General features: G+C 73.2%; 22 protein-coding genes, 1 pseudogene and 2 CRISPR repeat arrays. Of the genes and pseudogenes, 9 read left to right on the top strand and 14 right to left on the bottom strand.

Annotated features, from left to right (window positions below):
* The first annotated feature begins 170 nt into the window (after window positions 1-170).
* Together AB0910_RS26165 and AB0910_RS26160 are read left to right on the top strand one after the other, a co-directional pair.
* Window positions 171-1,361 (top strand): DegT/DnrJ/EryC1/StrS family aminotransferase, encoded by a 1,191-nt coding sequence (locus AB0910_RS26165; protein ID WP_366747137.1) that lies wholly within the window; start codon window positions 171-173, stop codon window positions 1,359-1,361.
* A 64-nt stretch (window positions 1,362-1,425) separates the two neighbouring features.
* Window positions 1,426-2,622: pseudogene (locus tag AB0910_RS26160) on the top strand (lipopolysaccharide biosynthesis protein); the annotation flags it as partial.
* A gap of 49 nt (window positions 2,623-2,671) precedes the next feature.
* Here the strand turns inward: AB0910_RS26160 and AB0910_RS26155 are convergent.
* From AB0910_RS26155 to AB0910_RS26145, 3 genes are all read right to left on the bottom strand, one after another.
* The gene (locus AB0910_RS26155; protein ID WP_366747095.1) at window positions 2,672-3,343 is read right to left on the bottom strand and encodes an MmpS family transport accessory protein; all 672 of its coding nucleotides are present in this window, start codon (window positions 3,341-3,343) and stop codon (window positions 2,672-2,674) included.
* A gap of 196 nt (window positions 3,344-3,539) precedes the next feature.
* Entirely contained in the window at window positions 3,540-3,797 is a 258-nt protein-coding gene (locus AB0910_RS26150; RefSeq protein WP_366747094.1) for a non-oxidative hydroxyarylic acid decarboxylases subunit D, read from the bottom strand.
* Window positions 3,794-5,251 carry a non-oxidative hydroxyarylic acid decarboxylases subunit C gene (locus tag AB0910_RS26145; RefSeq protein ID WP_366747093.1) on the bottom strand — a complete coding sequence of 486 codons (1,458 nt, stop codon included), beginning with the start codon at window positions 5,249-5,251 and terminating at the stop codon, window positions 3,794-3,796. Before AB0910_RS26145 ends, AB0910_RS26150 begins: the two co-directional genes overlap by 4 nt.
* A 256-nt stretch (window positions 5,252-5,507) precedes the next feature.
* On the opposite strand from AB0910_RS26145, the gene AB0910_RS26140 reads away from it, so the two are divergent.
* Window positions 5,508-6,338, top strand: a complete 831-nt coding sequence (locus AB0910_RS26140) for a helix-turn-helix domain-containing protein (RefSeq protein WP_366747092.1) — start codon at window positions 5,508-5,510, stop codon at window positions 6,336-6,338.
* Between the two features lie 21 nt (window positions 6,339-6,359).
* Here the strand turns inward: AB0910_RS26140 and AB0910_RS26135 are convergent, their stop codons facing one another.
* The 3 genes from AB0910_RS26135 to AB0910_RS26125 all read right to left on the bottom strand — a co-directional run bounded on the left by AB0910_RS26135 (window position 6,360) and on the right by AB0910_RS26125 (window position 9,724).
* Window positions 6,360-7,085 carry a class I SAM-dependent methyltransferase gene (locus tag AB0910_RS26135; RefSeq protein ID WP_366747091.1) on the bottom strand — a complete coding sequence of 242 codons (726 nt, stop codon included), beginning with the start codon at window positions 7,083-7,085 and terminating at the stop codon, window positions 6,360-6,362.
* A gap of 66 nt (window positions 7,086-7,151) precedes the next feature.
* Window positions 7,152-8,639, bottom strand: coding sequence for a class I adenylate-forming enzyme family protein (locus AB0910_RS26130; protein ID WP_366747090.1), 1,488 nt, complete (start codon window positions 8,637-8,639; stop codon window positions 7,152-7,154).
* Between the two features lie 101 nt (window positions 8,640-8,740).
* Window positions 8,741-9,150: a CRISPR direct-repeat array (repeat unit 21 nt; unit sequence CCCCGCACGCGCGGGGAGCAC).
* A 109-nt stretch (window positions 9,151-9,259) separates the two neighbouring features.
* Window positions 9,260-9,724 (bottom strand): ATP-binding protein, encoded by a 465-nt coding sequence (locus AB0910_RS26125; protein WP_366747089.1) that lies wholly within the window; start codon window positions 9,722-9,724, stop codon window positions 9,260-9,262.
* A gap of 194 nt (window positions 9,725-9,918) precedes the next feature.
* On the opposite strand from AB0910_RS26125, the gene AB0910_RS26120 reads away from it, so the two are divergent.
* Together AB0910_RS26120 and AB0910_RS26115 are read left to right on the top strand one after the other, a co-directional pair.
* Window positions 9,919-10,767, top strand: coding sequence for a helix-turn-helix transcriptional regulator (locus tag AB0910_RS26120; RefSeq protein ID WP_366747088.1), 849 nt, complete (start codon window positions 9,919-9,921; stop codon window positions 10,765-10,767).
* A gap of 2 nt (window positions 10,768-10,769) precedes the next feature.
* The gene (locus AB0910_RS26115; RefSeq protein ID WP_366747087.1) at window positions 10,770-10,976 is read left to right on the top strand and encodes a DUF397 domain-containing protein; all 207 of its coding nucleotides are present in this window, start codon (window positions 10,770-10,772) and stop codon (window positions 10,974-10,976) included.
* 47 nt (window positions 10,977-11,023) lie between these two features.
* Window positions 11,024-11,296: direct repeats of the CRISPR family, unit length 29 nt; unit sequence GGGACCACCCCCGCACGCGCGGGGAGCAC.
* Window positions 11,297-11,442: 146 nt separating this feature from the next.
* On the opposite strand, the gene AB0910_RS26110 is transcribed toward AB0910_RS26115, so the two are convergent.
* The gene (locus AB0910_RS26110) at window positions 11,443-11,805 is read right to left on the bottom strand and encodes a VOC family protein (protein WP_366747086.1); all 363 of its coding nucleotides are present in this window, start codon (window positions 11,803-11,805) and stop codon (window positions 11,443-11,445) included.
* A 139-nt stretch (window positions 11,806-11,944) separates the two neighbouring features.
* On the opposite strand from AB0910_RS26110, the gene AB0910_RS26105 reads away from it, so the two are divergent.
* Complete coding sequence (locus AB0910_RS26105) at window positions 11,945-12,436, top strand: CGNR zinc finger domain-containing protein (RefSeq protein ID WP_366747085.1); 492 nt, start codon at window positions 11,945-11,947, stop codon at window positions 12,434-12,436.
* Between the two features lie 87 nt (window positions 12,437-12,523).
* Here the strand turns inward: AB0910_RS26105 and AB0910_RS26100 are convergent, their stop codons facing one another.
* Complete coding sequence (locus AB0910_RS26100) at window positions 12,524-13,867, bottom strand: UDP-glucose/GDP-mannose dehydrogenase family protein (RefSeq protein ID WP_366747084.1); 1,344 nt, start codon at window positions 13,865-13,867, stop codon at window positions 12,524-12,526.
* A 191-nt stretch (window positions 13,868-14,058) separates the two neighbouring features.
* On the opposite strand from AB0910_RS26100, the gene AB0910_RS26095 reads away from it, so the two are divergent.
* Window positions 14,059-15,240, top strand: coding sequence for an acyl-CoA dehydrogenase (locus AB0910_RS26095; protein WP_366747083.1), 1,182 nt, complete (start codon window positions 14,059-14,061; stop codon window positions 15,238-15,240).
* A gap of 76 nt (window positions 15,241-15,316) precedes the next feature.
* Here the strand turns inward: AB0910_RS26095 and AB0910_RS26090 are convergent, their stop codons facing one another.
* The 4 genes from AB0910_RS26090 to AB0910_RS26075 all read right to left on the bottom strand — a co-directional run bounded on the left by AB0910_RS26090 (window position 15,317) and on the right by AB0910_RS26075 (window position 20,470).
* Window positions 15,317-16,444, bottom strand: coding sequence for a methyltransferase domain-containing protein (locus tag AB0910_RS26090; RefSeq protein WP_366747136.1), 1,128 nt, complete (start codon window positions 16,442-16,444; stop codon window positions 15,317-15,319).
* A gap of 74 nt (window positions 16,445-16,518) precedes the next feature.
* The gene (locus AB0910_RS26085; protein ID WP_366747082.1) at window positions 16,519-16,653 is read right to left on the bottom strand and encodes a hypothetical protein; all 135 of its coding nucleotides are present in this window, start codon (window positions 16,651-16,653) and stop codon (window positions 16,519-16,521) included.
* A gap of 69 nt (window positions 16,654-16,722) precedes the next feature.
* A complete protein-coding gene (locus tag AB0910_RS26080) occupies window positions 16,723-17,976 on the bottom strand; it encodes a helix-turn-helix domain-containing protein (RefSeq protein ID WP_366747135.1) in 1,254 nt (417 codons plus the stop codon).
* A 103-nt stretch (window positions 17,977-18,079) separates the two neighbouring features.
* On the bottom strand, window positions 18,080-20,470 hold the full coding sequence (locus AB0910_RS26075) for an FUSC family protein (protein ID WP_366747081.1): 2,391 nt from the start codon (window positions 20,468-20,470) through the stop codon (window positions 18,080-18,082).
* 147 nt (window positions 20,471-20,617) lie between these two features.
* On the opposite strand from AB0910_RS26075, the gene AB0910_RS26070 reads away from it, so the two are divergent.
* Window positions 20,618-21,166, top strand: a complete 549-nt coding sequence (locus tag AB0910_RS26070; protein ID WP_366747080.1) for a MarR family transcriptional regulator — start codon at window positions 20,618-20,620, stop codon at window positions 21,164-21,166.
* 111 nt (window positions 21,167-21,277) lie between these two features.
* Here AB0910_RS26070 and AB0910_RS26065 read toward each other — a convergent pair whose 3' ends face one another.
* Both AB0910_RS26065 and AB0910_RS26060 read right to left on the bottom strand, forming a co-directional pair.
* Window positions 21,278-22,594 (bottom strand): LCP family protein, encoded by a 1,317-nt coding sequence (locus AB0910_RS26065; protein WP_366747079.1) that lies wholly within the window; start codon window positions 22,592-22,594, stop codon window positions 21,278-21,280.
* Between the two features lie 194 nt (window positions 22,595-22,788).
* Complete coding sequence (locus AB0910_RS26060; RefSeq protein WP_366747134.1) at window positions 22,789-24,165, bottom strand: LCP family protein; 1,377 nt, start codon at window positions 24,163-24,165, stop codon at window positions 22,789-22,791.
* Between the two features lie 487 nt (window positions 24,166-24,652).
* Between AB0910_RS26060 and AB0910_RS26055 the strand changes: the two genes are divergently transcribed.
* Entirely contained in the window at window positions 24,653-25,684 is a 1,032-nt protein-coding gene (locus tag AB0910_RS26055) for a glycosyltransferase family 2 protein (RefSeq protein WP_366747078.1), read from the top strand.
* Window positions 25,685-25,749 lie beyond the last annotated feature (65 nt).

The raw sequence follows: 25,749 nt of genomic DNA, 5'->3' as shown, positions 1-25,749 counted from the left end.
CCCGCGGGGGCGTCCGCGCGTCCGGCCGGGCCCGCCTGCCCTGGCAGGCGCCGGCGGGGCCGTATTGACGGGCCGTCCGGTACGGGCCACATTGGGCGCCGGGGCAGGGGGGAGTCGGCATGGCTCGTGGGGACGGCCGTCCGGGGGGCCGCGCGGCGCTCGAAACGCTGATGCGGCGGCGCCTCGGCAGGGAGTGCCTGTACACACCGTCGTGCAGGCTCGGCCTGTACGTGGCGCTGCGGCACTGGTGCCCGCCCGGCGGGCGGATCCTGATGTCGCCGGTCAACGACGACGTGATCTTCTTCGTGGTCCTCGCGGCCGGACTGCGGCCCGTGCAGGCGCCGTTGGACCCGCGCGACGGGACGATCGACCTCGCGGCCGTACCTGAGGCGACCTGGCGCGGCCTGTCCGCCGTCCTCACCACCAACCTCTACGGGAACCCCGACCCGGCCCCCGCACTCCGCGCCCGCTGCGACGCGTCGGGCATCCCGCTCATCGAGGACGCGGCGCACGCGATCGGCAGCGTCCACACCGACGGGCGCCCGGTCGGGGCCGTGGGGGACGCGTCCGTGTTCAGCCTCTCGAAGCACGCGGGCGCGGGGACCGGAGGCTTCCTGTCCTTCGCCGACCCCGCGCTGCGGCCTCGACTTGAGTCGTCACGGGACGAGTTGCTGCGCCCGTCCCGGTTCGCCTCCGAGGCGCTCTACGCGCTGCGCCCGTACGCGGAGGCCGGTGTGCGCGGCCTGCGGCTGGTCCGCGCGGCCCGCACCGCGCTGCGCGTCCTCGGCGCAGAGGAGCGCGCGGAGATCCGGATGCCGCTGCGCGCGGCCGCGTTGGCGCGCGCACTCGAACCCGCGCCTGCGCCCGGGCTCGACCGGCTCGACCCCTGGGTCCGCGTCGACATGCACCCCTACCGCATCGCCCCCGGCGCCCTGCGCCTGCGCCGCACCACCCGCCTCCTGGAACGGCTCGACGACCGCCTGGCCCGCCACGCCGCCGGCACGGCGGCGCTCCTGGGCGCCCTCCCCGCGCCCCTCTCGCCGGGCAAGAGCGCCGGGCGCCCCCAACCCCTCTTCCGCGTACCGCTGCTGGTCGCGGACCGGGACGCGGCGATCGCCGCGCTCGCCCGCCGCCGCATCACCGTCGGATACCTCTACGACCCGCCGCTCGACGCCTACGCGGGCGAGGAGTTCACGGACCCGTCGCCCGAACCGGGCCCCGCCGCCTGGTTCGCCCGGCACGCGCTCCCCGTCGACCCGTGCAGGGCGGCCGAGATCGCCCCGGCCCTCGCGGCGCTGCCCGTCACCCCTGTACGGCCGCCCCACCGGGCCACCGCCCGCGAGGGCCGCGACGGTGGCTGACACGGCGGGCCTGCCCACGACCCCCGCAGCGGGCGGCGCCCCGCAAGTTGCCGACGCCCGCCCGATGTTCCGCAACGCCTATGCGCTGATGCTCTCCACCGGCGTCTCGGCCGCGCTCGGCCTGGGCTTCTGGGTGGTCGCCGCACGCCACTACACCGAGGAGGCGGTCGGCCAGGGCTCCGCCGCCATCGCCGCGATGCGGCTGCTCGCGTCGATCACCGCGACCACCATGATCGGCGCCGTGGTCCGCTACGTGCCCCGCGCGGGACGCGGCACCGCGGCGCTGGTGTGGCGGGTGTACGGGCTCAGCTCGGTGGTGGTGTGCGCCGCGTCGCTGGTGTTCCTCGCGACACTGGACCGCTGGGGCGACTCGTACGCGCCGCTCGGCGGCCCGCTCCCCGGCCTCGTCTTCACCGCCGCCTGCGTCGCCTGGGCCGTACTCACCCTGCAGGAAGGGGTGTTGACGGGGCTGCGCAGAGCGTTCTGGGTGCCCGTCGGCAACACGGTCTTCTCCCTCGCGAAGCTGGTGCTGCTCGCCGTGTTCGCGGCGGCCCTGCCGGTCCTCGGTGTGTTCGTCTCCTGGGCGGCGGCGATCGCGCTCTCCCTGCTGCCCCTCTGCTGGCTGGTCTTCCGCAGGCTGATCCCGCGCCAGGCCGCGCAGCAGCGCGAACGCCCGCCCCTGCGCTACGCGGACGTCGGGCGCTTCATGGCGGGCGACTCGGCGGGCTCGCTGTTCAGCCTCGCCATGATCAACCTGCTGCCGGTGATGGTGGCCGTACGGTTCGACGCGGCGCACAACGCGTTCTTCTACGCGGCGTACACCGTGGGCGGCACCATGGAATTCATGGCCATCAACATGGCCTCCTCACTCACCGCGCACGCCTCCTACGACCCCGGCGCACTCGCCGCAGGCGTGCGCGGGGCGCTGCGCAGGATGGCCGTCCTGCTGGTGCCTGCGGTCGCGGTGATCGTGGGGTTCGCCCCGGTGGTCCTCGCGCCCTTCGGCACGGCGTACGCCTCGCACGGCACCACCGTCCTGCGCGTCCTCGCGCTCGCCACCCTGCCCCGCGTCGTGGTCGAGCTCTACCTGGGCGTCCTCAGGGTCCAGGGCCGCACGGCCCTGCTCGCGGTGTTCCAGGCCGCGATGTGCCTGGTCACCCTGGGCGGCGCGGCGGCCCTCATGCCCGCTCTCGGCATCACGGGCGCGGGCGTCGCGGTCCTGGCGGGGGTCACCCTGGTGGGCGCGGCGGCCGCCCCCGGCGTGGCCCGCACCCTGCGGGCGGGCCCGCAGGGTGCGGCGTGAGCGCTTCCTACTCCCAGCCCCCGAAGATGCCTTCGGAGAGCTGGGCCGAGCAGATGTTGTACCCACCGGAGGCGTGCCCGGTCTTCGTCTTCCCTTCGACGGTGACCGAGCAGTGGATGTCACCGCCGCCGGACAACTGCGCCGTGACGTCGTAGTACATGGCGTCGTCCGAGAGCGCGAGCGTCTTGCTCATGGGCAGGCCGTGCCCCTCGATGTTCTCGCTGTCGGACCCGTAGGTGATGTCGGCCCCCGAGGGCGCCGACCCCCACACCTTGAACAGCACCTTGCCCTTCGGGGCGCTCTCCGCCTTCTTCTTCGCGGGCGCGGGTGCGGCCGGCGCCTTCGCCTTCACGGTCCTCGTCGCCGTCGCGGTGACGGTGACGGTCGGAGCGGCCTCGGCCTTCGCGGCGGCCTTCGCCTCGGGCGCAGCCGTGGCGGTCACCGTGACGGTCGGCGCGGCAAGGGGCTTGGCGTCCGCGGCCGCCTTCACGTCCGTGCTGCCGCCACCACCCCCGGCGGCTGCACCGATGACGATCCCGACGACGAACACCCCGGCCGTCACCGGCAGGATGACCCGCTTCCTGCTCCAACCCGGCCGCCTCCCCGGGTCCTTCGGCGGCTCGGCCGCGAAGGCGGCCCCCCACTGCGGCTGCTGCGGCACGTTCGGTTCCTGGGTCACGACAGGCTCCTCCACTGAGCGACTGAACGACCCGGCGTGGGGGCGCCGTGCGTTGAAGGTGCCAGTGAGACCGCCGCACAGGCCGGAAGGTTGTACACGCCCCACCACGGACCGCACACGACCGCAGCGCGACCGGGACCACCCCCGCGGGCGGTGCCGGGCGGGGAGGGCGTACTCGTGGCCGGGCAGGGGCCGTTCAGGTGCCGTCGCGCAGTGGGGGGACTCCGGGGTAGGGGGGCGCCTGCTCGACGTCCCGCCGGGTCAGTCGGTATGCGTCGGGGAAGCGGGACCGGCGGGTCCTGCTCTCGGGCTCGGTGTCGCGCCACGTGTAGTTGCACAGGTCGCACCGGTACACCTCCCACACCCCCGCCAGGGGCGAGCTCGCCAGGTGCTCGACCGTCTCGTGGGCGCACCGCGGGCACATCTCGGGCACCGTGCTCTCCTGCGCGGTCATCGCCGGCTCCCCTCGTCAGGCGCCCCGGCCGCCGGCGCGCCGCGCAGCTCCGTGAGCCGCTCGAACCACGCGTCCGCGTCGGCGAGATCCCGTACCGGCGTCGCGTACTCCCCGCGTTCGTCGGGGAAGACCGGCGTGGTCGCGTCGATGACCAGCTTGTCGCTGATGCCCTGCGGCGAGGAGCCGGGATCCGCCGGCGTGATCGACATCGAAGGCAGCCGGATCACGTCGCGCCCCGGATCGGCCTTGGTCGAGATCGCCCACATCACCCGCGGCAGGTCGAACGGGTCGACGAAGTCGTCGACCACGACGACGACCTTGCAGTACCCGAGACCGTGGCGGGTGGTGGCCGTCCGTACGCCGACGGCATGGGCGAAACCGCCGTAGGGCGTCCCCGTCGAGACGATCGTGAGCAGGCCGTGGGTGTACATCGCGTTGACCGCCCGTACCTCGGGGAACGACGCCCGCAGCTCCTTGAGCACCGGCAGGCAGGTGCTCGGCCCCATCAGGTAGTCGATCTCGGTCCAGGGCGTGCCGAGATAGAGCACTTCGAAGATGGGCCGGGTGCGGTACGAGATCCGGTCGACGCGCACGACCGGCACCCTGCGCCCGCCCGAGTACTGACCGGTGAACTCGCCGAACGGGCCCTCGTGCACCCGCTGACGCGCCTCCACCACGCCCTCGATGACGACCTCGGCGCCCCAGGGCACGTCGAGCCCGGTGGCGGGCGCCGCGGTGATCGGAGCCGGTGTGCCGCGCAGCGCCCCCGACATCTCGAACTCCGAGTCGCCGGCGGCGATCGGCATGCCCGCCACGATCGGGAGGGTCGGCTCGTTGCCGAGCGCGATCGCGATCGGCAGGTCCTCCCCGCGCGACTCCGCGGCGGCGATGTGCCGCCCCAGGTCGTGGACGGCCACCGGGATAACGGTCAGCCGCCGCTTGCCGATCACCTGGAGCCGGTACGTACCGACGTTCTGCTCTCCGAAGTCGTCAGGTCGGTCCGGGTGCCGGCTCACGACGGCCGCCTTGTCGAGATAGAAGCCGCCGTCGGCGTCGTTGAGCCGGAACAGCGGCAGGATCCCGAAGATGTCGACGTCCTCGCCCCCGACGCCGTTCTCGAGGAACGGCGCGTCCGCCCGGCGCTCGACGGGGACCGGGAACGCGTCCCACCGCCTGCCGAACTCCTCGACCTGCTCGCGCACCGCGGTGCCCGGCGGCAGGCCGAGCGCGAGGGCGTGGTTCGTCCAGGAGCCGTGCACGTTCATCACGACCCGGGCGCCGGGGAAGCCCCTGAGGTTGTCGAACCAGAGCGCGGGGGCGCGTTCGCCGAAGCGGCCCAGCGCGTTGCCTGCGGCGCCCAGGTCGGGTTCGAGCGCCACCTCGTCGCGTACCCGCAGCAACTGCCCGCTCTCTTCGAGCTTCTCGACGAAGTGCCGCAGATCGTCGTACGGCATGGCGCGACCTCCTGGACGTGGCGGGGGAGCGGAGCACGTGCGCTCCGGGGAGCGCCTGCGCTCAGCCCGGAGCACGTGCGCTCCGGGGGGCGGGCCCCTCGCGGCCACCGTCGCACGGCTCCGCAGGGCCGGGCAGAGGCCGGTCCTGTCCTGGGACGCGGCTGTCCCAGGCAGGGCCGCAAGGACCGTGTCCGCAGGTCCGGCGGGCGCCTTCGGGGCGCGGCGGGCGCCTTCGGGGCGCTGCTAGGCTCCGCCCATGGGCGGCGGTGCTCACGGCAACGAGCTGGGCGACTTCCTCAGGGCCCGTCGCGGCGAGCTGCGCCCCGCAGACCTCGGACTCGCGGAGACCGGGCACCGACGGCGGGTCGTCGGCCTGCGCCGTGAGGAGGTCGCCGCGCTCGCCTCGATCAGCCCGGACTTCTACACCCGCCTCGAACAGGGCCGCCGCCAGCCCTCCGAGCAGGTGCTCGACACGCTCGCGCGGGTGCTCGGGCTCAGCGAGGAGGAACGCGACTACGCCTTCGAGCTGGCCGGCCTCGGCCCCGCCAGGCGACCGCGCCCGCCGCAGCAGGTCCTGCCGCACCTGCGGCGCATCCTCGACGGCCTGGCGGCAGTCCCCGCGGTGGTCATCGGCCTGCGCACCGACATCCTCGCGTGGAACCCGCCGGCAGCCGCGCTGTTCACCGACTTCGCCCGACTGCCGCGGGCCGAGCGCAACTTCCTCAGGCTGGTCTTCCTCGACCCGGGCGTGCGGTCGCTCTACCCCCAGTGGGAGCGGGTCGCCGCGGCCGGTGTCGCACAGCTGCGGCGCGAGGCCGCGCACCACCCGGACGATCCCGAACTGGCGGCCCTGGTAGACGACCTCTCTTCCGGCGACCCCGACTTCCGCTGCTGGTGGGCGGCGCACCACGTGGCCGTCCGCGGCGCGGGCACCCATACGGTCCGCCACCCGCGCGTCGGCGAACTGACCCTCGACTGGGCGGCCCTGGTCAGCACCGCCGTCCCCAGCCAGCAGCTGTTCAGCTGGACCGCCGAGCCCGGGTCCGAGTCCGAGGCCAGGCTGCGGGCGCTCGCCGCCCGCGCGTAGCCGCCCCTCGGTCCGCCGGAGTCACGGCCGCCGGGCCAGGAAGACGTACTCGCGGCCCGGGCGGTCCGGGGCGTCGCGGACCTCCTGGAGGACGAAGCCGTGGGCGGTGAGGTCCGCCTCGACCTCCTCGCGTCCGCGGAAGCGCAGCGTCGAGTCGGAGGTCAGGGTCAGGCCGTCGGACGCGAACGCGTAGGTCCAGCGGAAGCTCACCAACGGGCCTTTGACCTCGGTGAGTTCGACCCAGGCGCGGACCCGGCCGAGGCCCGGGACATCCCTCTCGTCGAGGGACGCCTCGCGGTTCCACTCCTCCCAGGCGCGGCGCGCCGGGACACGCGTCTCGAACACCAGATGCCCGCCGGGCCGCAGCGCGTCGTGAGCGCCGCCGAGCGTGCCCTCCCAGGCGTCGCGGGCGACGATGGCCTGCGCCACGTTCGCCGTCATCGCGGCGAGGTCCACGGCAAGGGGCGGCAGCTGCGTCGCGTCCCCGCAGAGCCAACGCACTTGCTCCGCGCCCGGCTTGGCGCGGGCCACGTCGAGCGAGGCCCGGCCGGGGTCGACGCCGACGACGCCGATGCCGGCTTCCGCGAGCAGGAGCGCGAACACGCCCGTACCGCAGCCGATGTCGAGCACGCGCCGGACCCCCAGCTGCCGTGCGAGGTCGAGATACGGGACGAGGTCGCTGCGGTCGGGGTCGAACGGGTCGTAGAGCGCGGTGAGTCGGGGGTGCGTGAAGATCTCGTCAGCCATGCGGTGGAACGTAGGGGAGCGGTGGGGCCGGCCGCGCGGCAATTGACGGGGCCGGCCCCTCCCGCCTCAGGCGAACTGGTTGCCCTCGGCGCGGAGTTTCCTGCGCAGGACCTTCCCGTTGCCGTTGCGGGGCAGCGCGTCCAGCCAGACGACGTCGGCGGGGACCTTGTACCAGGACAGCCGGGCACGGGCGAGGCCGACCAACTCGTCGGCGAGAGCGTCGGTGTCGGGGCCTTCGCCTTCTCCGTTCGCGGGGGACGCCACCACGTACGCGCGCAGGCTGGTGTCACCCGCCGTGCGCCGCACCGCGCTCACGGCCGCTTCGAGCACCTGCGGGTGCGATTCGAGGAGGCGCTCCACCTCGCCGGGTACGACGTTCTGCCCGCCGATGACCTCGACGTCGTCGAGCCGTCCGTGCGCGTGGACGACGCCGTCCTCGTCGAGCGAGGCGAGGTCGCCGGTGGGCCACCACACGTCGGCCTCCTGGCGCGGGCCGAGGCTGCCGCGGGCGACACCGCGGGTGGCGAGGGGCACGCGGATGTGCAACTCGCCCCGGGCGCCGAGGGGGAGAGGGCGGCCGTCGCCGTCGACGATGCGTACCTGCCGGTCGGCGAACGGCTGCCCGACCGCCGACGGCGCGTCGTACACGGCGGGCGGGCCCACGGCGATGCCGCCGATCTCGGTCGCGCCGTACGCGTTGACCAGCCGCTTGCCCAGCAGCGGCACCAGCCTCTCCCGCAGCCGCGCCGAGAGCACCTCGCCCGCGCACACCACCTGCTGGAGCTGCCCCAACACCTCGGCGTGGCCGGGTTCGAGCAGCAGCCGCGCGAGGAAGCTCGGCTGCGCGAACAGATTGGTCACCCGGTGGCGCTTGATGAGTTCGAGCGCGGCGGCGGGGGTGGCGCGGGGCCGGGACAACACGGCGACCTGGCCGGTTTCGACGGCGGTGAACAGCGAGGCGCTGAGGCCGCCGAGGAAGTACATCCGCGACACGGAGAGCCCTACCGCGCCTGCGCGGATGGCCTGTTGAGGGCCGCGGGGACGGCCGAGGTCGCGGTGGAGGTAGAAGCAGAGCTTGGGGGCGCCGGTGGTGCCCGAGGTGAAGAGGGCGAGCGCGGCGTCCTCGCCGCCGCCGGTGAACTCGGTGTCGGGCTCGTCCGCGATGAGCGCGCGCGCCTCGGTGGTCGGCACGGATGACGCGCCGTCGAGCCACCCCGCGGTCTCGGGGTCGGCCACGATCAGCGCGGGCTCGGCGGTGCCGATGTCGCGCGTCAGGTCCTCGCGGCTCATCTGGACGTTGACCGGCACCGCGACGAGGCCGGCCTGCCAGGCGCCGAGCAGGCACCACACCATCTCGATGCTGTCGGGCAGCGCGAGCAGGACCCGGTCGCCGGGCCGTAACCCGGCCCCTCGGTACCCCCGGGCGACCCGGGCCGCCCCCTCGAACACCCCCCGGAACGTCCACGCGTCGTCCTCCACGAGGAAGGCCGTACGGTCGCCCCACCCCAGCCCGTCGACCTGCTCACCCAGCCGCCACGTCAGATTCCCGCCCACGTCCACAACCCCTCCGAAGTCACGCAACTCCCCTACCAGGAGCCTCGCTTGGACGATAGCCCCCCAACGCCACCCCGGGCAGAGGGCGTTACTCGGCGCACGCACCTGGCGCCGGGCGCGCGGGGGCGCCCGCACGGCGGGGGCGCCCCGCTGCGGGGAGTGCGCCGGCCCCGGGGGTGCGCCGGCCCCGCGCGCGCGGGGAGCACGCGGGCTGCACGGTCAGCGTCACGTCTGCGTCGGGACCACCCCCGCACGCGCGGGGAGCACATGACCGCAGCATCCGACGCATCTGACGGAACGGGACCACCCCCGCACGCGCGGGGAGCACGACGCCAAGACCGCCGCGGGCGTCGTGAGCGGGGGCCCACCCCGCACGCGCGGGGAGCACTTCACCTGCCTCAAACCGCGCCAGCTGATCACGGGACCACCCCCGCACGCGCGGGGAGCACGGACTGCATCAGGGTGCGGTGCAGCACCAGGTAGGGACCACCCCCGCACGCGCGGGGAGCACTCTTCCTGACCTGGGGTGTTGTGGGACGCCGACGTGGTTTCTCACCACTTTGCCGAGTTTCGGCATTCCTCGCCTTTCGGGCACCCGTGCCTCGCCTCCTCCTCGGACCCTAGCCCGTTCGGGCGGGGTGCGTGGGCTGTGACCGGGAGGAGGTCGCCGACAGGGGGAGGTGGTCCCGTGGGGCCTCGATCGAGCAGCAGACGTTCTTGCCCTTTCGGGTGATCACCGTCAGGCGCTGGTCGGTGAGCGCGTCCACGATGGCGAGGCCCCAGCCCTGGCCCTCTCGCCAGGGGTCCTTGATGCGCGTGGGGACCTTCATCTCCGTGTCCGTCACGGTGATGAAGATCCGGCCCTCCTGTGCGCGCAGGATCAAGTCGCAGGCGCCCCGCGTGTAGTCGTAGACGTTGGTGAGTAACTCGGACACCACGAGGACGACGTCGTCGGAGACGAATCCGTACCCCCAGGCGAACAGTGTCTCCGCGATCTCGCCGCGGATGCCGCGGAGTTGCTCCGGGGAGAGCGCATAGCTCCTGCGTGTCTCGTGTCCGGTGTCGTGCGGGTCGGGGCTCAACATGCCACCTCCGTAACCGCTGCGAGTCGCAGCGCAGTTGTCGCGCTGCGGGCGTGGGGCGCCGCGTCGCGTGAGGGTGTTGATAGTGGCCCACATGTCGGCCACTAGGCAAGTTATTCCACTCGTGCTTCATCTCTTAGGGTGAGCGGACCGCTTGTGAATGTTCAATCCTGGTGAAGCTGTGCCATCGTGGCGCCATGGCTCAGGAGGACATGCCCACGATGCGCAGCAGGCGGCTCGGCAACGAGCTGCGGAGGCTGCGCGTCGAACGCGGCTTCAAAGTGCAGGACATCGCTGACAAGTTGCAGTGCGGCCAGCCGAAGGTCTCGCAGATCGAGAACGGCAAACGCGGCATCAGGCCGTTGGACCTCACTGTCCTGCTGGACTTCTACGGCATTGAGGACGAGGCGTACGTGGCGAGCCTGAAGCGGCTCGCCAAGGACATCCACAAGGTGGACTGGTGGAGCAGCCAAGGGCCGCTGCTGCACGACGACCTTCGGGACTACCTGACGCTCGAAGCGGACTCGGAGCTGGTCCGCGAGTACAGCCAGGCCGTCGTTCCGGGAATCCTCCAGACGGAGGCGTACATGCGGCGCATCTTCGAGGCGCGGCTGCCGGCCGAGAAGGTCGAGCCGTACGTGGCGACGCGGTTGAGGCGTCAGGAACTCCTCGATGCCCACCTGGACTTCCGGGTTCGCGCGATCATCGACGTGACGGCTCTGCACCGCATCGACGGTCCGCGCGAGGTCGCGCGGGAGCAGTTGGCACATCTGGTCGATGTGGGGACGCGGAGCAACGTCCACATCCAGGTGCTGCCGCTCGACGCGGTGATCAGCCCCGAGCAGTACACGCCGTTCACGCTGTTCTCGCTGCGTGGTGAGCCGTCGATCGATGTCACATGGCTTGAGTATTTGACCAGTGGTACGTTGCTGGAGCAGCGCTCTGACGTGGAGCCGTATGTGCGAGCCTGGGACGAGTTCACCGCTGTTGCGCTGTCTCCGTCTGTGTCCCGGAAGTACATCCGTGATCTGATCAAGGACAGTTGAACGTGGACCCGAGGCGTGACGAGTTCGACGGTGCTCTGTGGCACAAGAGCACGTACAGCGGCAGCAATAGCGGCTGTGTCGAACGCGGCGTGCTCGGGTCCGGGCGTCAGGCCGTGCGAGACACCAAGGACCGGGGCGCCGGCGCAATGGTCTTCGAGGCCGACGCGTGGCGTGAGTTCGTGGAGGCCGTACGGCGCGGGGCGCTCTAGGCCGAGACTGGCGGCTGGTTGTCGTCGAGGAGTTCGCGGGCCGCGTAGGGACCACCCCCGCACGCGCGGGGAGCACCTGCACGAGGTGCGGGTCCAGGGCGGTCGCCAGGGACCACCCCCGCACGCGCGGGGAGCACAGCGTCACGGCCTGGTCGTGTATCCGCAGATGGGGGCCACCCCCGCACGCGCGGGGAGCACAAGGACCTGAGTTCGGTCTCGGACTGGACGGCGGGACCACCCCCGCACGCGCGGGGAGCACTGATCCAGACCGCCGACGAGGGCGCCGCGATCGGGACCACCCCCGCACGCGCGGGGAGCACTCTTCGTGACCTGGGGTGTTAGACGACGCCGGCCTGGATCTCGGCCACTTTGCCAACTCTCGGCATTCTTCCCCTTTCGAGCATCCGGGCCTCGTGTCGCACTGAGACCTTAGCCCCCCGGGGGGAGAGGTGGGGCGACGCAGGCGTCAGTCGACGCAGAGGCAGAACGGGTGGCCGGCCGGGTCGCGGTAGACGCGGAAGTCGCGGCCCGGGGCGTCGGTGTCGAGGGGGGTCGCGCCGAGGGCGAGTACCTCGTGTTCGGCGGTGTCCAGGTCGGGGACGGTGAAGTCCAGGTGGAACTGCTGTGACCTGTCCTCGGAGGGCCACTCGGGCGGTACGAGCCCCGGCGCGGACTGGAACGAGAGGCGGGTGCCCGCCGCGCCCTCCAGGTCGACCCAGCCGTCGCCTTCGTCCTTCACCTCGCCGCCGATGATCCCGGCGTAGAAGCCCGCGAGGGCCACGGGGTCGGGCGCGTCGAGGACGATGGCGCGCTGTGTGGCGATGGGCATGGCGGGTACCTCCGGTAGGTGTGGGTGGGTGCGCTGGCGCGAGCGTGCGCCGGGGCGGGTTCGTCTGGGCTGCCGTTACCCCTTGGAGAGGTGTTACCGGTAATCACCATTGAACAGGTAACGCGATACCGTCGCAACCATGAATGACCGACCCTCCGCGCCCGAGGGGCTGCTGCTGATCCAGGACCTGGTGAACACCCGGGACATCGAGGACGGCACCGACACCCTCGACTCAGCGGCGGGGCGACGCGCCTTCGGGCTCGCGGCCGCCGACGTGCCCGCGGCGAAGGCGCTGCGGGAGGCGCTGCGCGCGGCGTGCCTCGCGCACGCCGGGCACGGCTCGGCGCACGCGCTCGACGTGCTGCTCGCGGACGTGGCGCTGCGCGTGAGCGTGGGCGCCGACGGCGCGGCCTCGGTCGCGGCGCGCGGCGGCGACCTGCGGGCGCGCGTCGCGGAGTCGGTCGCACGGGCCTCGCTCGACGGCACCTGGCTGCGGCTCAAGGCGTGTGAGGCCGAGACCTGCCAGTGGGCGTACTACGACAGGAGCCCGGCCGGGCGGCGCCGCTGGTGCTCGATGTCGGTCTGCGGCGCCCGCAACAAGATGCGGAACTACCGGGCCCGCCATGCCTGAGCGCCCGAGACGGCCCGCCATGCCTGAGCGCCCGAGACGGCCCGCCGCGCCTGAGGCCCCCGCCGCAGCCGCACCGCCCCCTGCGGGCTACGCGTTCGGCCGCCCCATCGCGCGGTACGTCCAGCCCGCCGCGCGCCAGCGCCCCGCGTCCAGGACGTTGCGGCCGTCGAGGACGACGCGGGCGGCCGCGACCTTGCCCAGCTCCGCCGGGTCGAGCTCGCGGAACTCCTGCCACTCCGTGAGGTGCAGGACCACGTCCGCGCCGCGCACCGCTTCGTGAGCGGTGTCCGCGTAGCCGAGGGTGGGGAAGACGCGGCGCGCGTTGTCCATGCCCTTCGGGTCGTACACGGTGACCTGGCCGCCCTGGAGGTGGATCTGCCCGGCCACGTTGAGCGCGGGGGAGTCGCGCACGTCGTCGCTGTCCGGCTTGAACGCGGCCCCGAGCACCGCGACCCGCTTGCCGAGGAACGAGTCGCCGCCGACGGCCTCGCGCGCCATGTCGACCATGTGGCCGCGGCGGCGCATGTTGACCGAGTCGACCTCGCGCAGGAACGTCAGCGCCTGGTCGGCGCCGAGCTCGCCCGCCCGGGCCATGAACGCGCGGATGTCCTTCGGCAGGCAGCCGCCCCCGAAGCCGATGCCCGCGCGCAGGAACTTCCTGCCGATGCGGTCGTCGTGGCCGATCGCGGCGGCGAGCGTCGCGACGTCGCCGCCCGCCGCCTCGCACACCTCGGCCATCGCGTTGATGAAGGAGATCTTCGTGGCGAGGAAGGAGTTCGCCGCCGCCTTCACCAGCTCGGCCGTCGCGTAGTCGGCGACCACGAAAGGCGTGCCCTCGGCGACCGGCTTCGCGTACACCTCCCGCAGCAGCTTCTCGGCGCGCTCGCTGCGCACGCCCACCACGATGCGGTCCGGGTGCAGGGTGTCGTCGACGGCGAAGCCCTCCCGCAGGAACTCGGGGTTCCAGGCCAGCTCGACCTGGTCGCCGGCGGGCGCCAGCCGGGCGATACGCGCCGCGAGCCGCTCGGCGCTGCCGACCGGCACGGTCGACTTGCCGACGACGAGCGCGGGTCCCGTCAGGTGCGCGGCGAGCGCGTCGACCGCACTGTCGACGTACGACATGTCGCAGGCGTACTCGCCCTGCTTCTGCGGGGTGTTCACGCACACGAAGTGCACGTCGCCGAAGGCGGCGACCTCGGCCCAGTCCATCGTGAAGCGCAGCCGCCCCGAGGAGCCCTCGATGCCCGCGACATGCCTGCGGAGCAGGTCTTCGAGCCCGGGCTCGTACAGCGGGACGCGCCCGGCGCGCAGCGCGTCGATCTTCGACTCGACGACATCGAGCGCGAGCACCTCGAACCCCAGGTCGGCCATGGCCGCGGCGTGCGTGGCGCCGAGGTAGCCGGTGCCGATCACGGTGATCTTGAGGGCCATGCGCTGCTCCATATGCATACGACGGTCGGGACGCCGCCTGAGCATAGCCGCGGCCCTCCCTGTGCCCCGGCTCACCTATGCCATCGGGCGGCAGGCGCTCTAGTATCGGGTTACTTAACGGTAGTTAGCATCGCCCGGGCCGCCGCCCGGGCCGTCGTCACAGCGAGCAGCTTCCCTGGGAGTGAGAGACCGTGGCCGGATCGACTGGGTCGTCGTCGTTTGACCTGTACCGCCCCGCCGAGGAGCACGACGCGCTCCGGGAGGCCGTGCGCGGCCTCGCGGAGGCGAAGATCGCGCCGTTCGCCGCGGCCGTCGACGAGGAGGCCCGCTTCCCGCAGGAGGCGCTCGACGCCCTCGTCTCGAACGACTTCCACGCCATCCACGTGCCGGAGGAGTACGGGGGCGCCGGCGGCGACGCCCTCGCGACGGTGGTCGTGATCGAGGAGGTCGCCCGGGTGTGCGCGTCCTCCTCGCTGATTCCCGCGGTCAACAAGCTCGGCTCGCTGCCCGTGATCCTCTCCGGCAGCGAGGAGCTCAAGCGCAGGTACCTGCCGCCGCTGGCCGCGGGCGACGCGATGTTCTCGTACTGCCTCTCCGAGCCCGACGCGGGCTCCGACGCCGGCGGCATGAAGACCCGCGCGGTGCGCGACGGCGACGCGTACGTCCTCAACGGCGTGAAGCGGTGGATCACCAACGCGGGCGTCTCCGACTACTACACGGTGATGGCCGTCACCGACCCGGACAAGCGGACCAAGGGGATCAGCGCGTTCGTCGTGGAGAAGTCCGACGAGGGCGTCTCCTTCGGCGCGCCGGAGAAGAAGCTCGGCATCAAGGGCTCGCCGACCCGCGAGGTCTACCTCGACAACGTCCGCATCCCCGCCGACCGGATCATCGGCGAGGAGGGCACGGGCTTCGCCACCGCGATGAAGACCCTCGACCACACCCGCATCACCATCGCCGCCCAGGCCCTCGGCATCGCCCAGGGCGCGCTCGACTACGCGAAGGGGTACGTCACGGAGCGCAAGCAGTTCGGCAAGCCGATCGGCGACTTCCAGGGCGTCCAGTTCATGCTGGCCGACATGGCGATGAAGCTGGAGGCGGCCCGCCAGCTCACCTACGCGGCCGCCGCACGCTCCGAGCGCGTGCACCGCGGCGCGGCCAAGGAGGACCTGACCTTCTTCGGCGCCGCCGCCAAGTGCTACGCGTCCGACGCCGCGATGGAGATCACCACCGACGCGGTCCAGCTCCTCGGCGGCTACGGCTACACCCGGGACTACCCGCTGGAGCGCATGATGCGCGACGCCAAGATCACCCAGATCTACGAGGGCACCAACCAGGTCCAGCGCATCGTCATGGCCCGCAACATCCCGTAACCGCGCCCGTACGGAGGCAAGAAGCGCGGAGCGTCGGGCGGCCGCGCCCGACGCGGGCCGGCCGCACCGCCGCGGCTCACCGGCCCGTGGGTGCCGTGCTCAGTGGGTTGGAGGGGTGGTCGAGCCAGGGCGTCTGGCCGTCCGCCGTCACGGTGAGGCCGAAGCGCTCGAAGCCCGGCCGCCCCTGCCGCCGCCACCAGTGCAAGGCGGCCTCCACTTCCTGCCAGAGCCGCCGGGGTCCCGACTGGTGGACGACCGACTCGTCGCGGTCGTCGCGGAAGGTGACCACGGCCCACGATCTGTCCGTGAGGCCGTAGAACCACACGGAGCGCCTGCCGTTCTGCTTGCGGTCGGCCACCCGAACGCAATCCGGGACCCGCAGACCGACCGCGAAGCCCTCCACGCCGAGGCCGCCGGTGAGGAACTCCGCCTCGGTCACGGCCGTGCTGGACTTCTCGGCTTCCCCCGCGCCGTTCGTCGGCACGTAGGCGTCGTGCTCGGGCAGGGCAAGGCGCTGGGAGCGCATGCGCATGAACGTGACGGGGCGGGTGAAGCAGCCGGAAGCGCTTCTTCCGTCATCCGCCACCACCAGGCGGGCGACGGCCTCGGTGGGGCAGTGGTGGGTCCCCCAGGGGACGACGATGACGCCGCCCGGTACGGTCTGCCGCACCCAGCCGTACACGCCGGACCGCAGACCACAGGTGGCCACGACGCGGTCGTACGGAGCGGCCTGCGGACATCCGAGGAGTCCGTCTCCGGTGACGACGGTCACCGCCCCGCAGCCGGCCCGCCGCAGTGCTCCACGCGCCTGCTCCGCGACGGCCGGGTCCACCTCGACCGACACCACGTTCCCTGCGCCCACCCGATGAGCCAGCAGAGCTGCGTTCCAGCCGGTGCCCGTGCCGATCTCCAGCACGTGCTGTCCTGGCCGCACATCCAGGTCCGCGAGCATCGAGAAGACCACGCTCGGCATGGACGACGAGGAGGTGAACCTCCGCCCGGGAGCCGAGCCCTCGTGGTCCCCGTCGTCCCACTGGGTCACGATCGGTACATTGGAATCGGCCCGGGCATGCCAGTCGCTCGCGTCTGCGGTCCTGTCCACGGCGACCGCCCGGCCTCCCGCGGCGTCGTGCGGCCACATCAGCGGGGGCAGGAAGGCCGAGCGGGGCACGGCTGCGAACGCGGGTGCCCAGTCCGGGGTCATGAAGCCCTCGCCGAGGAGGAAGCGGCCCAGGTCCTCGCGGCCGGACCGCTCATCCCGCTCGATGGAGCCGCTGGTCACTTGCGGTGTTTCCCGTCGCCCTCGGGGCTGCCGCCGTCGGGGCTCGGCTCAGGGGGCGTCCAGGGCTTGCCGGGAAGCTTGTCGTCGTCGCCTTCGTTGCTCTGGGCTGGGCACGGTCCGTGGATGCGCATGAGGTCTCCTCTGCCAAAGGGTCCTGCTGTGCGCCTCAGCGTAGGGGCGTGATCACAGGCGGACATGAATCAGGGGAATACCCGCTCGGGATCGAGGCGGAACCGGTGGGACATGCGCCGCAGACGCTCCCGCGTGGCGACTCGTTCCGCGTGGACGATGCGGCGCAGAGTCGCCCTGGCCACGGGGTGGTTGCGGACCAGCTGGGGCGCGATCCGTTCCGCCTTCTCCAGCTCGTCCACCGCTCTGTCGCGGTTCCCGTCCCAGAGCCAGGCCCGCGCGAGATCCATGTGGTGGTGGCCGCGCCGGGACTTCTGGAGGGACAGCAGCATCGCCGCCTTGTCCCGGCTGATGCGTGCGTCCTCCTTGAGCGCCGCCGCGTGGTGGCCCATCTCCACGGCCACGGACACTGAGTGGACCAGTACGTTGCCCGTCGAGAAGGTCAGTGAGTGGCGGTCGTGCACCGGCGGGCCCGCGTACGTGTCGATGCGGAGGGCGGTCTCGCGTGCGAGGGAGATCCGGTGCCGTGCCTCGCCGGCGTTCCCCGCCCGAGCCGCGCTTACCGCTGCGCGCAGCTGAAGGGAACCCCAGGCGCGGAGCGCCAGTTGGTCCCCTCGGGCATGCTCGCGCTGGATGGCGTGCAACGACGTGTCCAGCAGTGCGGTCGCGTCGCCCCAGTCCGCCGAGGCCCACATGTCCCAGGCCCTGAGGCTGTTCGCCACGGCCGGCATCATCGGGTCGCCCGAGGCTGCTGCCGACCATGCCGCACGCTCGCACGCCATGGCGATCAGCTCTGGATGGCCCAGCGAATGTGCCGCGTTGTGGGCGGTCTTGCAGCAGATCGCGTAGATGGCGAAGGCTTCTTCACGCTCGTGCCCCGTCGAGTTCTCCGCCAACGCCCGGCTCTCGCGGAAGAGGTCGGGAAGCCGCTCCATGATGCCGGTGTAGTCGGCCGAGTCCCGTCTCGCGTGCAGTGCCGTGAGTTCGCCCCAGAGGACACCCGAGGACCGGGGGACGCCGTCGAAGACGGGCGCCAGATCGTAGCGGCGCAACTCGCGTACGATCGCCGCCGCGGCCGCGCGCCAGGCGCTCTCCGTCCCCCTGACAGGGTAGGGGCGCCCGAGCAGGTCGTTGGGGTGGCAGTGCAACGCAGTGGCCAGCTCGTTGATGATGCTTGTCCGGTCGAGCTCGACCCTGTTGTTCTCCACCTTGGAGACCCAGCCCTGCGTGCGCCTCATCGCTGCGGCGAGATCGGCCTGCGCCATGCCCAGTCGAAGGCGTTGACGCCGCACCCTTCGGCCCACGGTCTCGTCGTCGTCCAGCATCCCTCGATGCTTGCACACGACGTGGGGGCCTGCCGAGCCTTCGTGGGGCGCCCTGGGGCACCAGGCGCATCCGGTCGGCGGCCCGACCGCGGGGGCGGTCGGGTCAGCGCGGGACCCGGTCGGTGCGGTCCTGTGGCGCGGCGGGGTCGGCGGCGTGTGCTCGCACGCGGGCGCCCGAGGGGGCGGGGGCGCCGGCGGGGGCCGCGTCCGCGGTGCGTTCTGCGGCGGCCGGGACGTCGGCCGAGCCGGCGAGCAGGCGCAGCTTCGGCTCCGGCGTCCTGCGGTGCTTGGCGCCGGACAGCGGGCGTACGGCGGCGAGCTCGCGCAGCAGCTGGGTGAGCTGGAGCAGCGGCAGGCTCACCGGGGGCAGCGGGAGCGGCGCGGGCCGCTCGGGGCGGCGCGCGAGCAGCGCGTACTCGGCGTCCCTGAGGTGCTGCTCCACCTCGCGGTGCGGTGCGGCGGTGAGCGCGGGACGGTCGGCCAGGTGGGCTGCGGCCGCTGCGAGGGAGCGGGCGGCGCCCGCGAACCCGGCCATCGCCTGCGGGTCGGCGGTGCGCCGTGGCGCGAGCGCGAGGGCACGGCAGCGCCGGGAGACCGCCGCGTACAGGGTGAGCCGGTGCCGGGTGAGCCGGGGGTCGTTGCCCCAGATCAGCGGCCGGGTCAGCGGGCCCGCGACCAGCGCGAGGCCGCGCACCTGGTGGTCGATGGCGCGGGCCATGGCGTCCAGGTCGGCGGCGGGCGCCGAGCCGTCGAGGCGGCCCGCGGCCCCGTCGAGCAGCGCGGAGACCGCGGAGAAGAACGTCGTACGCGCGCTGTGCACGGTGTCGCGGGTGCTGGTGGGCAGGACGAGCAGCCCGACCAGGATGCCGATGGCGGCCCCCGCCGCGGTCTCTTCGAGGCGCAGCACGAGCAGCCCGGGGGAGAATTCGTCGAGGATGCTGTAGAGCTGCGACACCATGATCGTGACGAAGAAGATCATCAGGGCGTACGAGATGCGCACCAGGTAGAAGCCGCACGACATCGCCAGGATGATCACGGCGAGCGCGGTGTAGGTGTGCCCGGCCGTCAGGTGGACCAGGCCGATGCCGGCGCCGAGGCCCACCAGGGTGCCCGCGACGCGGTTGACCGCCTTCAGGGTGGTCTCCGAGCGGGTGGCGGTGCCGGTGAAGGCGACGAAGGTGGCGATCACCGCCCAGTAGTACCGCTGCTCGTTGATCTCCCGGCCGACGAGGATCGCGAGCCCGCCCGCCACGGCGACCTGGATCGCCTGGCGGGTGGTGAGCCTCATCCTGGCGAGGGCGTTCCAGCGGTGGCCGCGTGCCGCGACGCCGCCCGCTATGGCAGCCGAGCCCGGCAGGTTGCCCATCGCGAGCTGCACCGCAGGGGTGTACTCCCGCGGGTGCCGGTCGGTCGCGGGCGGCGCCTCGCCCTGGCGGAAGAGGTCCGCGTACTCCAGCGCTGCGGCGGCCAGCTGGTGCGCCGCCCACTGCCCGTCGGCGCCGTGCGCTGCGGGGCCGCGCGTCCCCACCGGGCGGGGCACCAGCGCGGACGGGTCGAGCAGCGGCACGGCGAGGCGCTCGACGGTGGCGAGGTCGCCCGCGGCGACGGCGCGGGCGATGCGGACCGCCTCTGCGCGCAGCGGCCCGTCGGCGACGGCGAGCGAGTCGGCCGCCGTGGCCAGCGCCTCCACGGCGAGCTGGAGGTCGAGCACCCGGCGGCGCAGCGCGGGCCCGGTCCAGCCGCCTGGCAGTGCGCCCGGCCTGCCCGACCAGCCCTCGATCATCAGCGCGGTCTCCGCGAGCCGCAGCTGCCGCCCGTGCAGCGCCCTGCGCGCCCGTGCGAGCCGCGCCGGGTCGGGTGCGTCGAGCACGAGCAGGTCCGCCGCGGCCCGCGCGACCGCGCGGGCGCGGGCGTCGAAGGCGCCCCGCACGCGGCGCAGGGTGCGCCGGGTGTTGGTGCGCAGGGCGGTCAGGGAGAGCAGCAGCACCCAGGCCGTGGAGACGGCGACGGCGGCAAGCTGGAGCGGCAGCTGGGCGAGTGTGGGGTGGAGGAAGGCGGCGAAGAAGTACCCCATCCACACCATGAAGCCGTAGAAGAAGAAGGCGGGGCCGAAGCGCCGGATGTAGACGGCCGCGAACATCACGGCGACGAACACCGCGAGCATCAGCGAGGTGCTGCCGCCTGCCAGGATGCCGAGGACGAGGCCGGTGCCGAGCGCGACGGGGAAGCCCGCGGCCGTCCACACCTGTGTCGCCGCCGGGATGCCGCCGAGGGCCATCGAGCCCATCATCGCGGTCACCGTGCCGAGCATGATCGTGACGAGCACGCCCTGGGCGTCCTCGCCGAGCGCGGTGCCGAAGCCGTATTCGACGGCCATCGCGCCGGTCATGGCGACGGCCGCGCTCACGGCCTGGTGGAGCCTGCTCAGGCCCGGGTCGGAGGAGAGGATCGTGTCACGGGTCCCGGAGGCACCGCTCCGTATGCGCCAGGCCATTCAGCACCTTTCCCCGAAGGGGTCACCGCACCTATTCATGTATCGTACACACAATAACATGTATGGTACCGGTATCCCGCGCGGGGTGACAGGGCGCACGGCGCGTCCCCGCGGCGGACACCGCGCACAGGAGGGTGGGCGAGGACCATGCGGGCGCATCCCGAGCGCGCGGGCGCACAGCCGCCCGCCCCGGCCGAGGGCCCGGCGGTCGGCGGCGGCGCTGCCGCGGCGCCGCAGGACCCGATCCGGCGCATCGAGCGCCAGACCGCCGTCCTGAACAGGAACTTCGAGCTGCTCTACCGCCGCACCGCGATCCATGACCGCCTCGACCGCGCCGGCTACCTCCTGCTGCGCACCCTCGCCGACGACGGCCGCATGGACATCAGGACCCTCGCCGACCGCCTGGGCCTCGACCCGTCCACCGCAGGGCGGCAGATCGCCGCCATGGAGCGCGCCGGGCTCGTCGAGCGCCGCTGCGAGCCGCCGGACCGCCGCCGCGCCCTGATCACCCCCACCGAGGAGGGCCTGGCGCGCGCGGAGAGCGTACGGCGCGAGCGCACGGACGGCTTCGCGCGGCTGCTGGCCGGGTGGAGCGAGGACGACCTGCGCACCCTCGGCGAGATGTTCGCGCGCTACAACGAGGCCGTCGCCGCGCACCACCTCACCGGCGGCCGCGCCGGGGCCCCGCCCGCCTGACCCGGACCGCGGCCTGGGCGCGGGGGAGCGGCACGCACGCGGAAGGGCCGCCGGATCCCCGAGGGGTCCTGCGGCCCTTCCGTACGGCGTACGGCCTGCCGACCGGTCCGGTCAGCCGCCGTCCGAGACGGTGACCTTCTCGCCGTCGTTCAACTCGCCGACCAGCTGCTTGACCTTCGCCTGGTCCCAGACCAGGTTCCCGCCGCTGCTGCCGGAGACCGGCATCGTCATCGACACCCCGTCGCCGCCGGTCACGTCCTTCATCGCGAAGAACATCCTGGCCAGCGCGTACGGCGACATGTCCTTGTCCACCGACAGCGTGTCCAGGCCCGCGCCGAGTGCCGGGTAGAGCTTGAACGGGTTGAGGATCGTGCTGGGCGTCGCCGTCTGCGAGGCCAGCGCCGAGAGGAACTTCTGCTGGTTCTTCTCGCGCTGGAGGTCGCTGGCGGCGAAGGCGTGCCGGGTCCTGACGTACGCCAGGGCCTGCTTGCCGTTGAGCGTCTGCTCGCCCGCCTTGAAGTCGGCGCCCGAGTAGGAGTCCTTGAAGCCCTGCGGGAGGTTCATGTCGACGCCGCCGATCGCGTCGACCACGTTGGCGAAGCCGGAGAAGCCGATCTCCACGTAGTGGTCGATGCGCAGGCCGGTCTCCGCCTCGACGGTGCGCACCAGCAGCGTCGGGCCGTCCGTCGCGTACGCGGCGTTCAGCTTCATGTGCACGTTGGGCTGGGCCGGGTACAGCTTGCCCGACTCGGCGCCCTTGAAGGACGGCAGCGTTATGTCGGAGTCGCGCGGCAGCGAGATCAGCGCGGGGCCGCCCGCGCCCTCGTGCAGGATCATCATCGAGTCCGTGCGCTGGCCCTCGGCGCCGCCGGTGTGCAGCTCCTTCTCCTGCTCCTTGGTCATGCCCTTGCGGCTGTCGGAGCCGACGATCAGGTAGTTCGTGCCCGCGCCGCCCGACGGCCGGTCGATGACCTTCGACAGGTCGACGTCCTTGTGGAGCTTGGAGTCCGCCCAGAAGTACGTGCCGACGGAGACGCCGAGCACCACGACGACGAGCGCGAGCACGCCGTACTTGATGCGCCGGCCCCAGTGGGCGGGGCGCCGGGGCCGCGGCGGCGCGCCGCCGGGTCCGTAAGGGCCGCCACCGCCCGGTCCCTCCCCGGGGCCGCCGGGGCGCCCGTACACCTGGCCTGTGTTGTAGCCGCTGTCGTAGCCGGGGCCCGCGGGGGACCCGGCGTACGGGTCGTCGTAGCCGGGGGCCTGCTGCGGCGGGACGCCGTAGCCGCCGCGCTGGCGGGGCGGGACGTTGCCGCGCTGGACGTGCGGCATGACGCGCGCCTGCTCGGGCTCCGCGCCGGAGCTGCCGCGCCCGTAGCGCTCGGGGCGCCCGCCGCGGTCGCCTGTCCATCCTTCGGGCCACTCGCTCATGCGGACCAGTGTGCAGGTGATCCGGGCGGCCCAGACAGATCATGGATTAAATCGCACCGGCCCTGTTGCCAACCTGATGCAATGCCACCGGGATCCGCACATCTGTGAGACCGCTCACCACAGATGTCCCACCCGTGCCACCGGTACGGGGCGTGTCCGCGGGCCCACAGCGCGTCCCGCAAGGACGGGCGCCGCTACGAGCAGACCACCTCGTCGCCGGTGACCGTGGAGAACGCGCCCGACGGCGCCTCCTCCGCCCTGACCTGCGCCACCTCGGTGAAGCCGCTGCCCGCGACCACCTTCAGCGTCGCGCCCTGCCCCTTCACCGCCTTCAGCCGGCTGCCCGGCAGCGCGGCCGCAAGCGAGCGGGCCGAGCGGTCCCAGCGCGGGTCGTAGGCGACGACGGTCTCCCTCGCGTGCAGCGCGGGCTCGGTCACCGGCTCCCGCGTGGTGTCGAAGCCGGTCGCCTTCAGCGCGTCGTCGACCTTCTTGCCGAGGCCGTCCGTGCCGGTGCCGTTGTAGACCTGCACCCTGATCTGGCGCGGCGCGACGTCCACCACTGTGGCCTGCCGCTTCGGCGCGGCCTTGTGCGGGAGAGCGAGCGGCTTGTCGTCGCGCACGGCGCGGAACATCGCCTTCGCCTTCACCGGGTCCCACTTCACCGCGGAGCCCACGCCCTTGATCGTCACCCCGTGCGCGGCGAGCGGCACGGAGGCGAACTCCGACGACGACACGGAGAAGCCGCGCATCGCCTCGCCGAGCGAGAGCAGCTGCTCGGGCCCGAACCCGGCGTCGGCCCGCACCGAGTCGAGGGCGGCGGAGACGACGCCCTTGAACTTCACCGGGTTCAGCAGCACCCCGCTGTCGGTGGCCCGCGCGATCATCGCCGCCACGAACCGCTGCTGGCGCTGCATCCGCCCCAGGTCGGCGCTGCCGTCGCCCTCGATGTGCCGCGAGCGCACGTACTGGAGGGCCTGCCCGCCGTTCAGCGTGTGGGTGCCGGGCGCCAGGTCGAGGCCGGTGTTGGAGTCCTTGAGCCGACGCGGCGTGCAGATCTGCACGCCGCCGAGCGCGTCCACCGTCTTCATGAAGCTGGTGAAGTCGACCTCCAGGTAGTGGTCGATCTTCACGCCTGTCATCGACTCGACGGTGCGCACCGTGAGGTGGGGACCGCCCTCCGCGTAGGCCGCGTTGAGCTTCGCCGGGTGCGTGGCGTGCCGCTCGCCCGTGGTCCTGTCGGTGTGCTCGGGCAGCCGGGTGTAGCTGTCGCGCGGCAGGCTCACCACGCTCGCCCGCCGCCCGCCCTCGCCGAGGTGCACCAGCATGATCGTGTCCGTGCAGTGGCAGGGCGCGCCGCCGAGCCGGTACTTGCGCTTCTCCGCCTTGCTGATCGCGGAGCGGTCGTCGGTGCCGACGAGCAGCACGTTCATGCCGTGCCCCGCCGACGGCCGGTTCTTCATGTCCTTGAACGGGTCGATCCGGCCGATGCCGCTGTCCAGGCTGGAGACGACCGCGTGGCCGATGCCGCCGGCGCCGAGCACGAGCACGGAGAGCGCCGTCGCGAGCCGCATCCCCCAGCGCGGCACCGGGGGGACGCCGCGTCCGACGCGCCGCCCGCCCGGCCGCCGCCCCGGGGGTCCGCCGCGCCGCTGCGGGGGCCGCCCGCCGCGTCCTGCCGGCACCCGCACCCCGGTCACGCCGCCCGCGCGGCGCTGCGGGGCGCCTTGCGCCCCGCCCGTGCCCGGCCGCGGCACCTGGCGCTGCCGTGCACCGGTGCGCTCGGGGCGGTGAGGGGGCCGGGGCGGGGTGGGCACGGGATACCTCCGCGGGGACTTCGGCGGGCGGCGCGGCCCGCGGGGCGGACCGCCGGGCGGCCGGCGGCCCCCGCGGACAGGGCAGGACCAGCGGAACGGTAGGCCCATACGATCAGCGGCACCCGCGCGCGGCCGGGCGGCACGCCTCCCGTTCCCCCGTTCGCGGTAACGTGACGCCCGCACCCACGCTCCTGACCTCGCGCCCCGCGCGGCCGAGGTCCCGCATCAGGACCCGAAGGACCCCATGTCTGACCACTCGCCCGCGGTCTCCGTGATCATGCCGGTGCTCGACGAGGAACGTCATCTGCGCGACTCCGTCCGGCACATCCTGGAGCAGGAGTACGACGGTGAGATGGAGGTGGTGATCGCCCTCGGCCCTTCCAAGGACCGCACCGACGAGATCGCCGCAGAACTCGTGCGGGAGAGCGCGGCGGACGGCCGCGGCCGCCGCGTGCAGACCGTGCGGAACCCCACGGGCCGCACCCCCGCCGGGCTCAACGCGGCCATCAGGGCGTCAGGGAACCCCGTCGTCGTCCGCGTCGACGGCCACGGCATGCTCTCGCCCGACTACATCTCCACCGCCGTGCGGCTGCTGGAGGAGACCGGCGCGCAGAACGTCGGCGGCATCATGCACGCCGAGGGCGAGACGCCCTGGGAGGACGCCGTCGCCGCCGCCATGACCTCGCGGATCGGCGTGGGCAACGCGGCCTTCCACACCGGCGGCGAGGCGGGCCCCGCCGAGACGGTGTACCTCGGTGTGTTCCGCCGCGAGGCGCTGGAGCAACAGGGCGGCTACAACGAGGAGTTCATCCGCGCCCAGGACTGGGAGCTGAACTTCCGCATCCGCGAGTCGGGCGGCGCCGTCTGGTTCTCGCCCGAGCTGCGCGTCCAGTACAGGCCGCGCCCCTCCGTGCGTGCCCTCGCCAAGCAGTACAAGGACTACGGGCGTTGGCGCCACGTCGTCGCCCGCTACCACGCGGGCTCCATCAACCTGCGCTACCTCGCGCCGCCCGTCGCGGTGTGCGCGATCGCCGCCGGCATCGTCGTCGGCGCGGCCGTCACACCGTGGGCGCTGGTGGTGCCAGGGGCGTACGTCCTCGCCATCGCCGCGGGGTCCCTGCCCGCGGGCAAGGGGCTGCCGCTGCGCTCCCGCCTGCGCATCCCCCTCGCCCTCGCCACCATGCACATGGCCTGGGGCTACGGCTTCCTGACGAGCCCGCGCTCCCTCGCCAGGCGCGTCATCGCCCGCGCAGCTTCGCCGCGACGGCGGCGGTGACGCGGGCCAGCAGGTCGGCGGCGGGCGCCGCGGCCCCGTCGCGGGCCGCGAGGGTGCCGCGCATG

Source organism: Streptomyces sp. NPDC047002 (assembly GCF_040704505.1).
Taxonomy (GTDB): Bacteria; Actinomycetota; Actinomycetes; order Streptomycetales; family Streptomycetaceae; genus Streptomyces.
The sequence above is the reverse complement of the archived record's forward strand: the minus strand, read 5'-3'. Positions and strand labels throughout refer to the sequence as shown.

What these genes read in the sequence shown, in the direction of transcription:
- AB0910_RS26165 (WP_366747137.1), top strand. Translation starts at nt 171, where the DNA reads ATGCGGCGGCGCCTCGGCAGGGAGTGCCTGTACACACCGTCGTGCAGG.
- AB0910_RS26150 (WP_366747094.1), bottom strand. Translation starts at nt 3,797, where the DNA reads ATGACCGCGCAGGAGAGCACGGTGCCCGAGATGTGCCCGCGGTGCGCC.
- AB0910_RS26145 (WP_366747093.1), bottom strand. Translation starts at nt 5,251, where the DNA reads ATGCCGTACGACGATCTGCGGCACTTCGTCGAGAAGCTCGAAGAGAGC.
- AB0910_RS26140 (WP_366747092.1), top strand. Translation starts at nt 5,508, where the DNA reads ATGGGCGGCGGTGCTCACGGCAACGAGCTGGGCGACTTCCTCAGGGCC.
- AB0910_RS26135 (WP_366747091.1), bottom strand. Translation starts at nt 7,085, where the DNA reads ATGGCTGACGAGATCTTCACGCACCCCCGACTCACCGCGCTCTACGAC.
- AB0910_RS26125 (WP_366747089.1), bottom strand. Translation starts at nt 9,724, where the DNA reads ATGTTGAGCCCCGACCCGCACGACACCGGACACGAGACACGCAGGAGC.
- AB0910_RS26120 (WP_366747088.1), top strand. Translation starts at nt 9,919, where the DNA reads ATGGCTCAGGAGGACATGCCCACGATGCGCAGCAGGCGGCTCGGCAAC.
- AB0910_RS26110 (WP_366747086.1), bottom strand. Translation starts at nt 11,805, where the DNA reads ATGCCCATCGCCACACAGCGCGCCATCGTCCTCGACGCGCCCGACCCC.
- AB0910_RS26105 (WP_366747085.1), top strand. Translation starts at nt 11,945, where the DNA reads ATGAATGACCGACCCTCCGCGCCCGAGGGGCTGCTGCTGATCCAGGAC.
- AB0910_RS26100 (WP_366747084.1), bottom strand. Translation starts at nt 13,867, where the DNA reads ATGGCCCTCAAGATCACCGTGATCGGCACCGGCTACCTCGGCGCCACG.
- AB0910_RS26090 (WP_366747136.1), bottom strand. Translation starts at nt 16,444, where the DNA reads ATGACCCCGGACTGGGCACCCGCGTTCGCAGCCGTGCCCCGCTCGGCC.
- AB0910_RS26085 (WP_366747082.1), bottom strand. Translation starts at nt 16,653, where the DNA reads ATGCGCATCCACGGACCGTGCCCAGCCCAGAGCAACGAAGGCGACGAC.
- AB0910_RS26080 (WP_366747135.1), bottom strand. Translation starts at nt 17,976, where the DNA reads ATGCTGGACGACGACGAGACCGTGGGCCGAAGGGTGCGGCGTCAACGC.
- AB0910_RS26075 (WP_366747081.1), bottom strand. Translation starts at nt 20,470, where the DNA reads ATGGCCTGGCGCATACGGAGCGGTGCCTCCGGGACCCGTGACACGATC.
- AB0910_RS26070 (WP_366747080.1), top strand. Translation starts at nt 20,618, where the DNA reads ATGCGGGCGCATCCCGAGCGCGCGGGCGCACAGCCGCCCGCCCCGGCC.
- AB0910_RS26065 (WP_366747079.1), bottom strand. Translation starts at nt 22,594, where the DNA reads ATGAGCGAGTGGCCCGAAGGATGGACAGGCGACCGCGGCGGGCGCCCC.
- AB0910_RS26060 (WP_366747134.1), bottom strand. Translation starts at nt 24,165, where the DNA reads ATGCGGCTCGCGACGGCGCTCTCCGTGCTCGTGCTCGGCGCCGGCGGC.
- AB0910_RS26055 (WP_366747078.1), top strand. Translation starts at nt 24,653, where the DNA reads ATGTCTGACCACTCGCCCGCGGTCTCCGTGATCATGCCGGTGCTCGAC.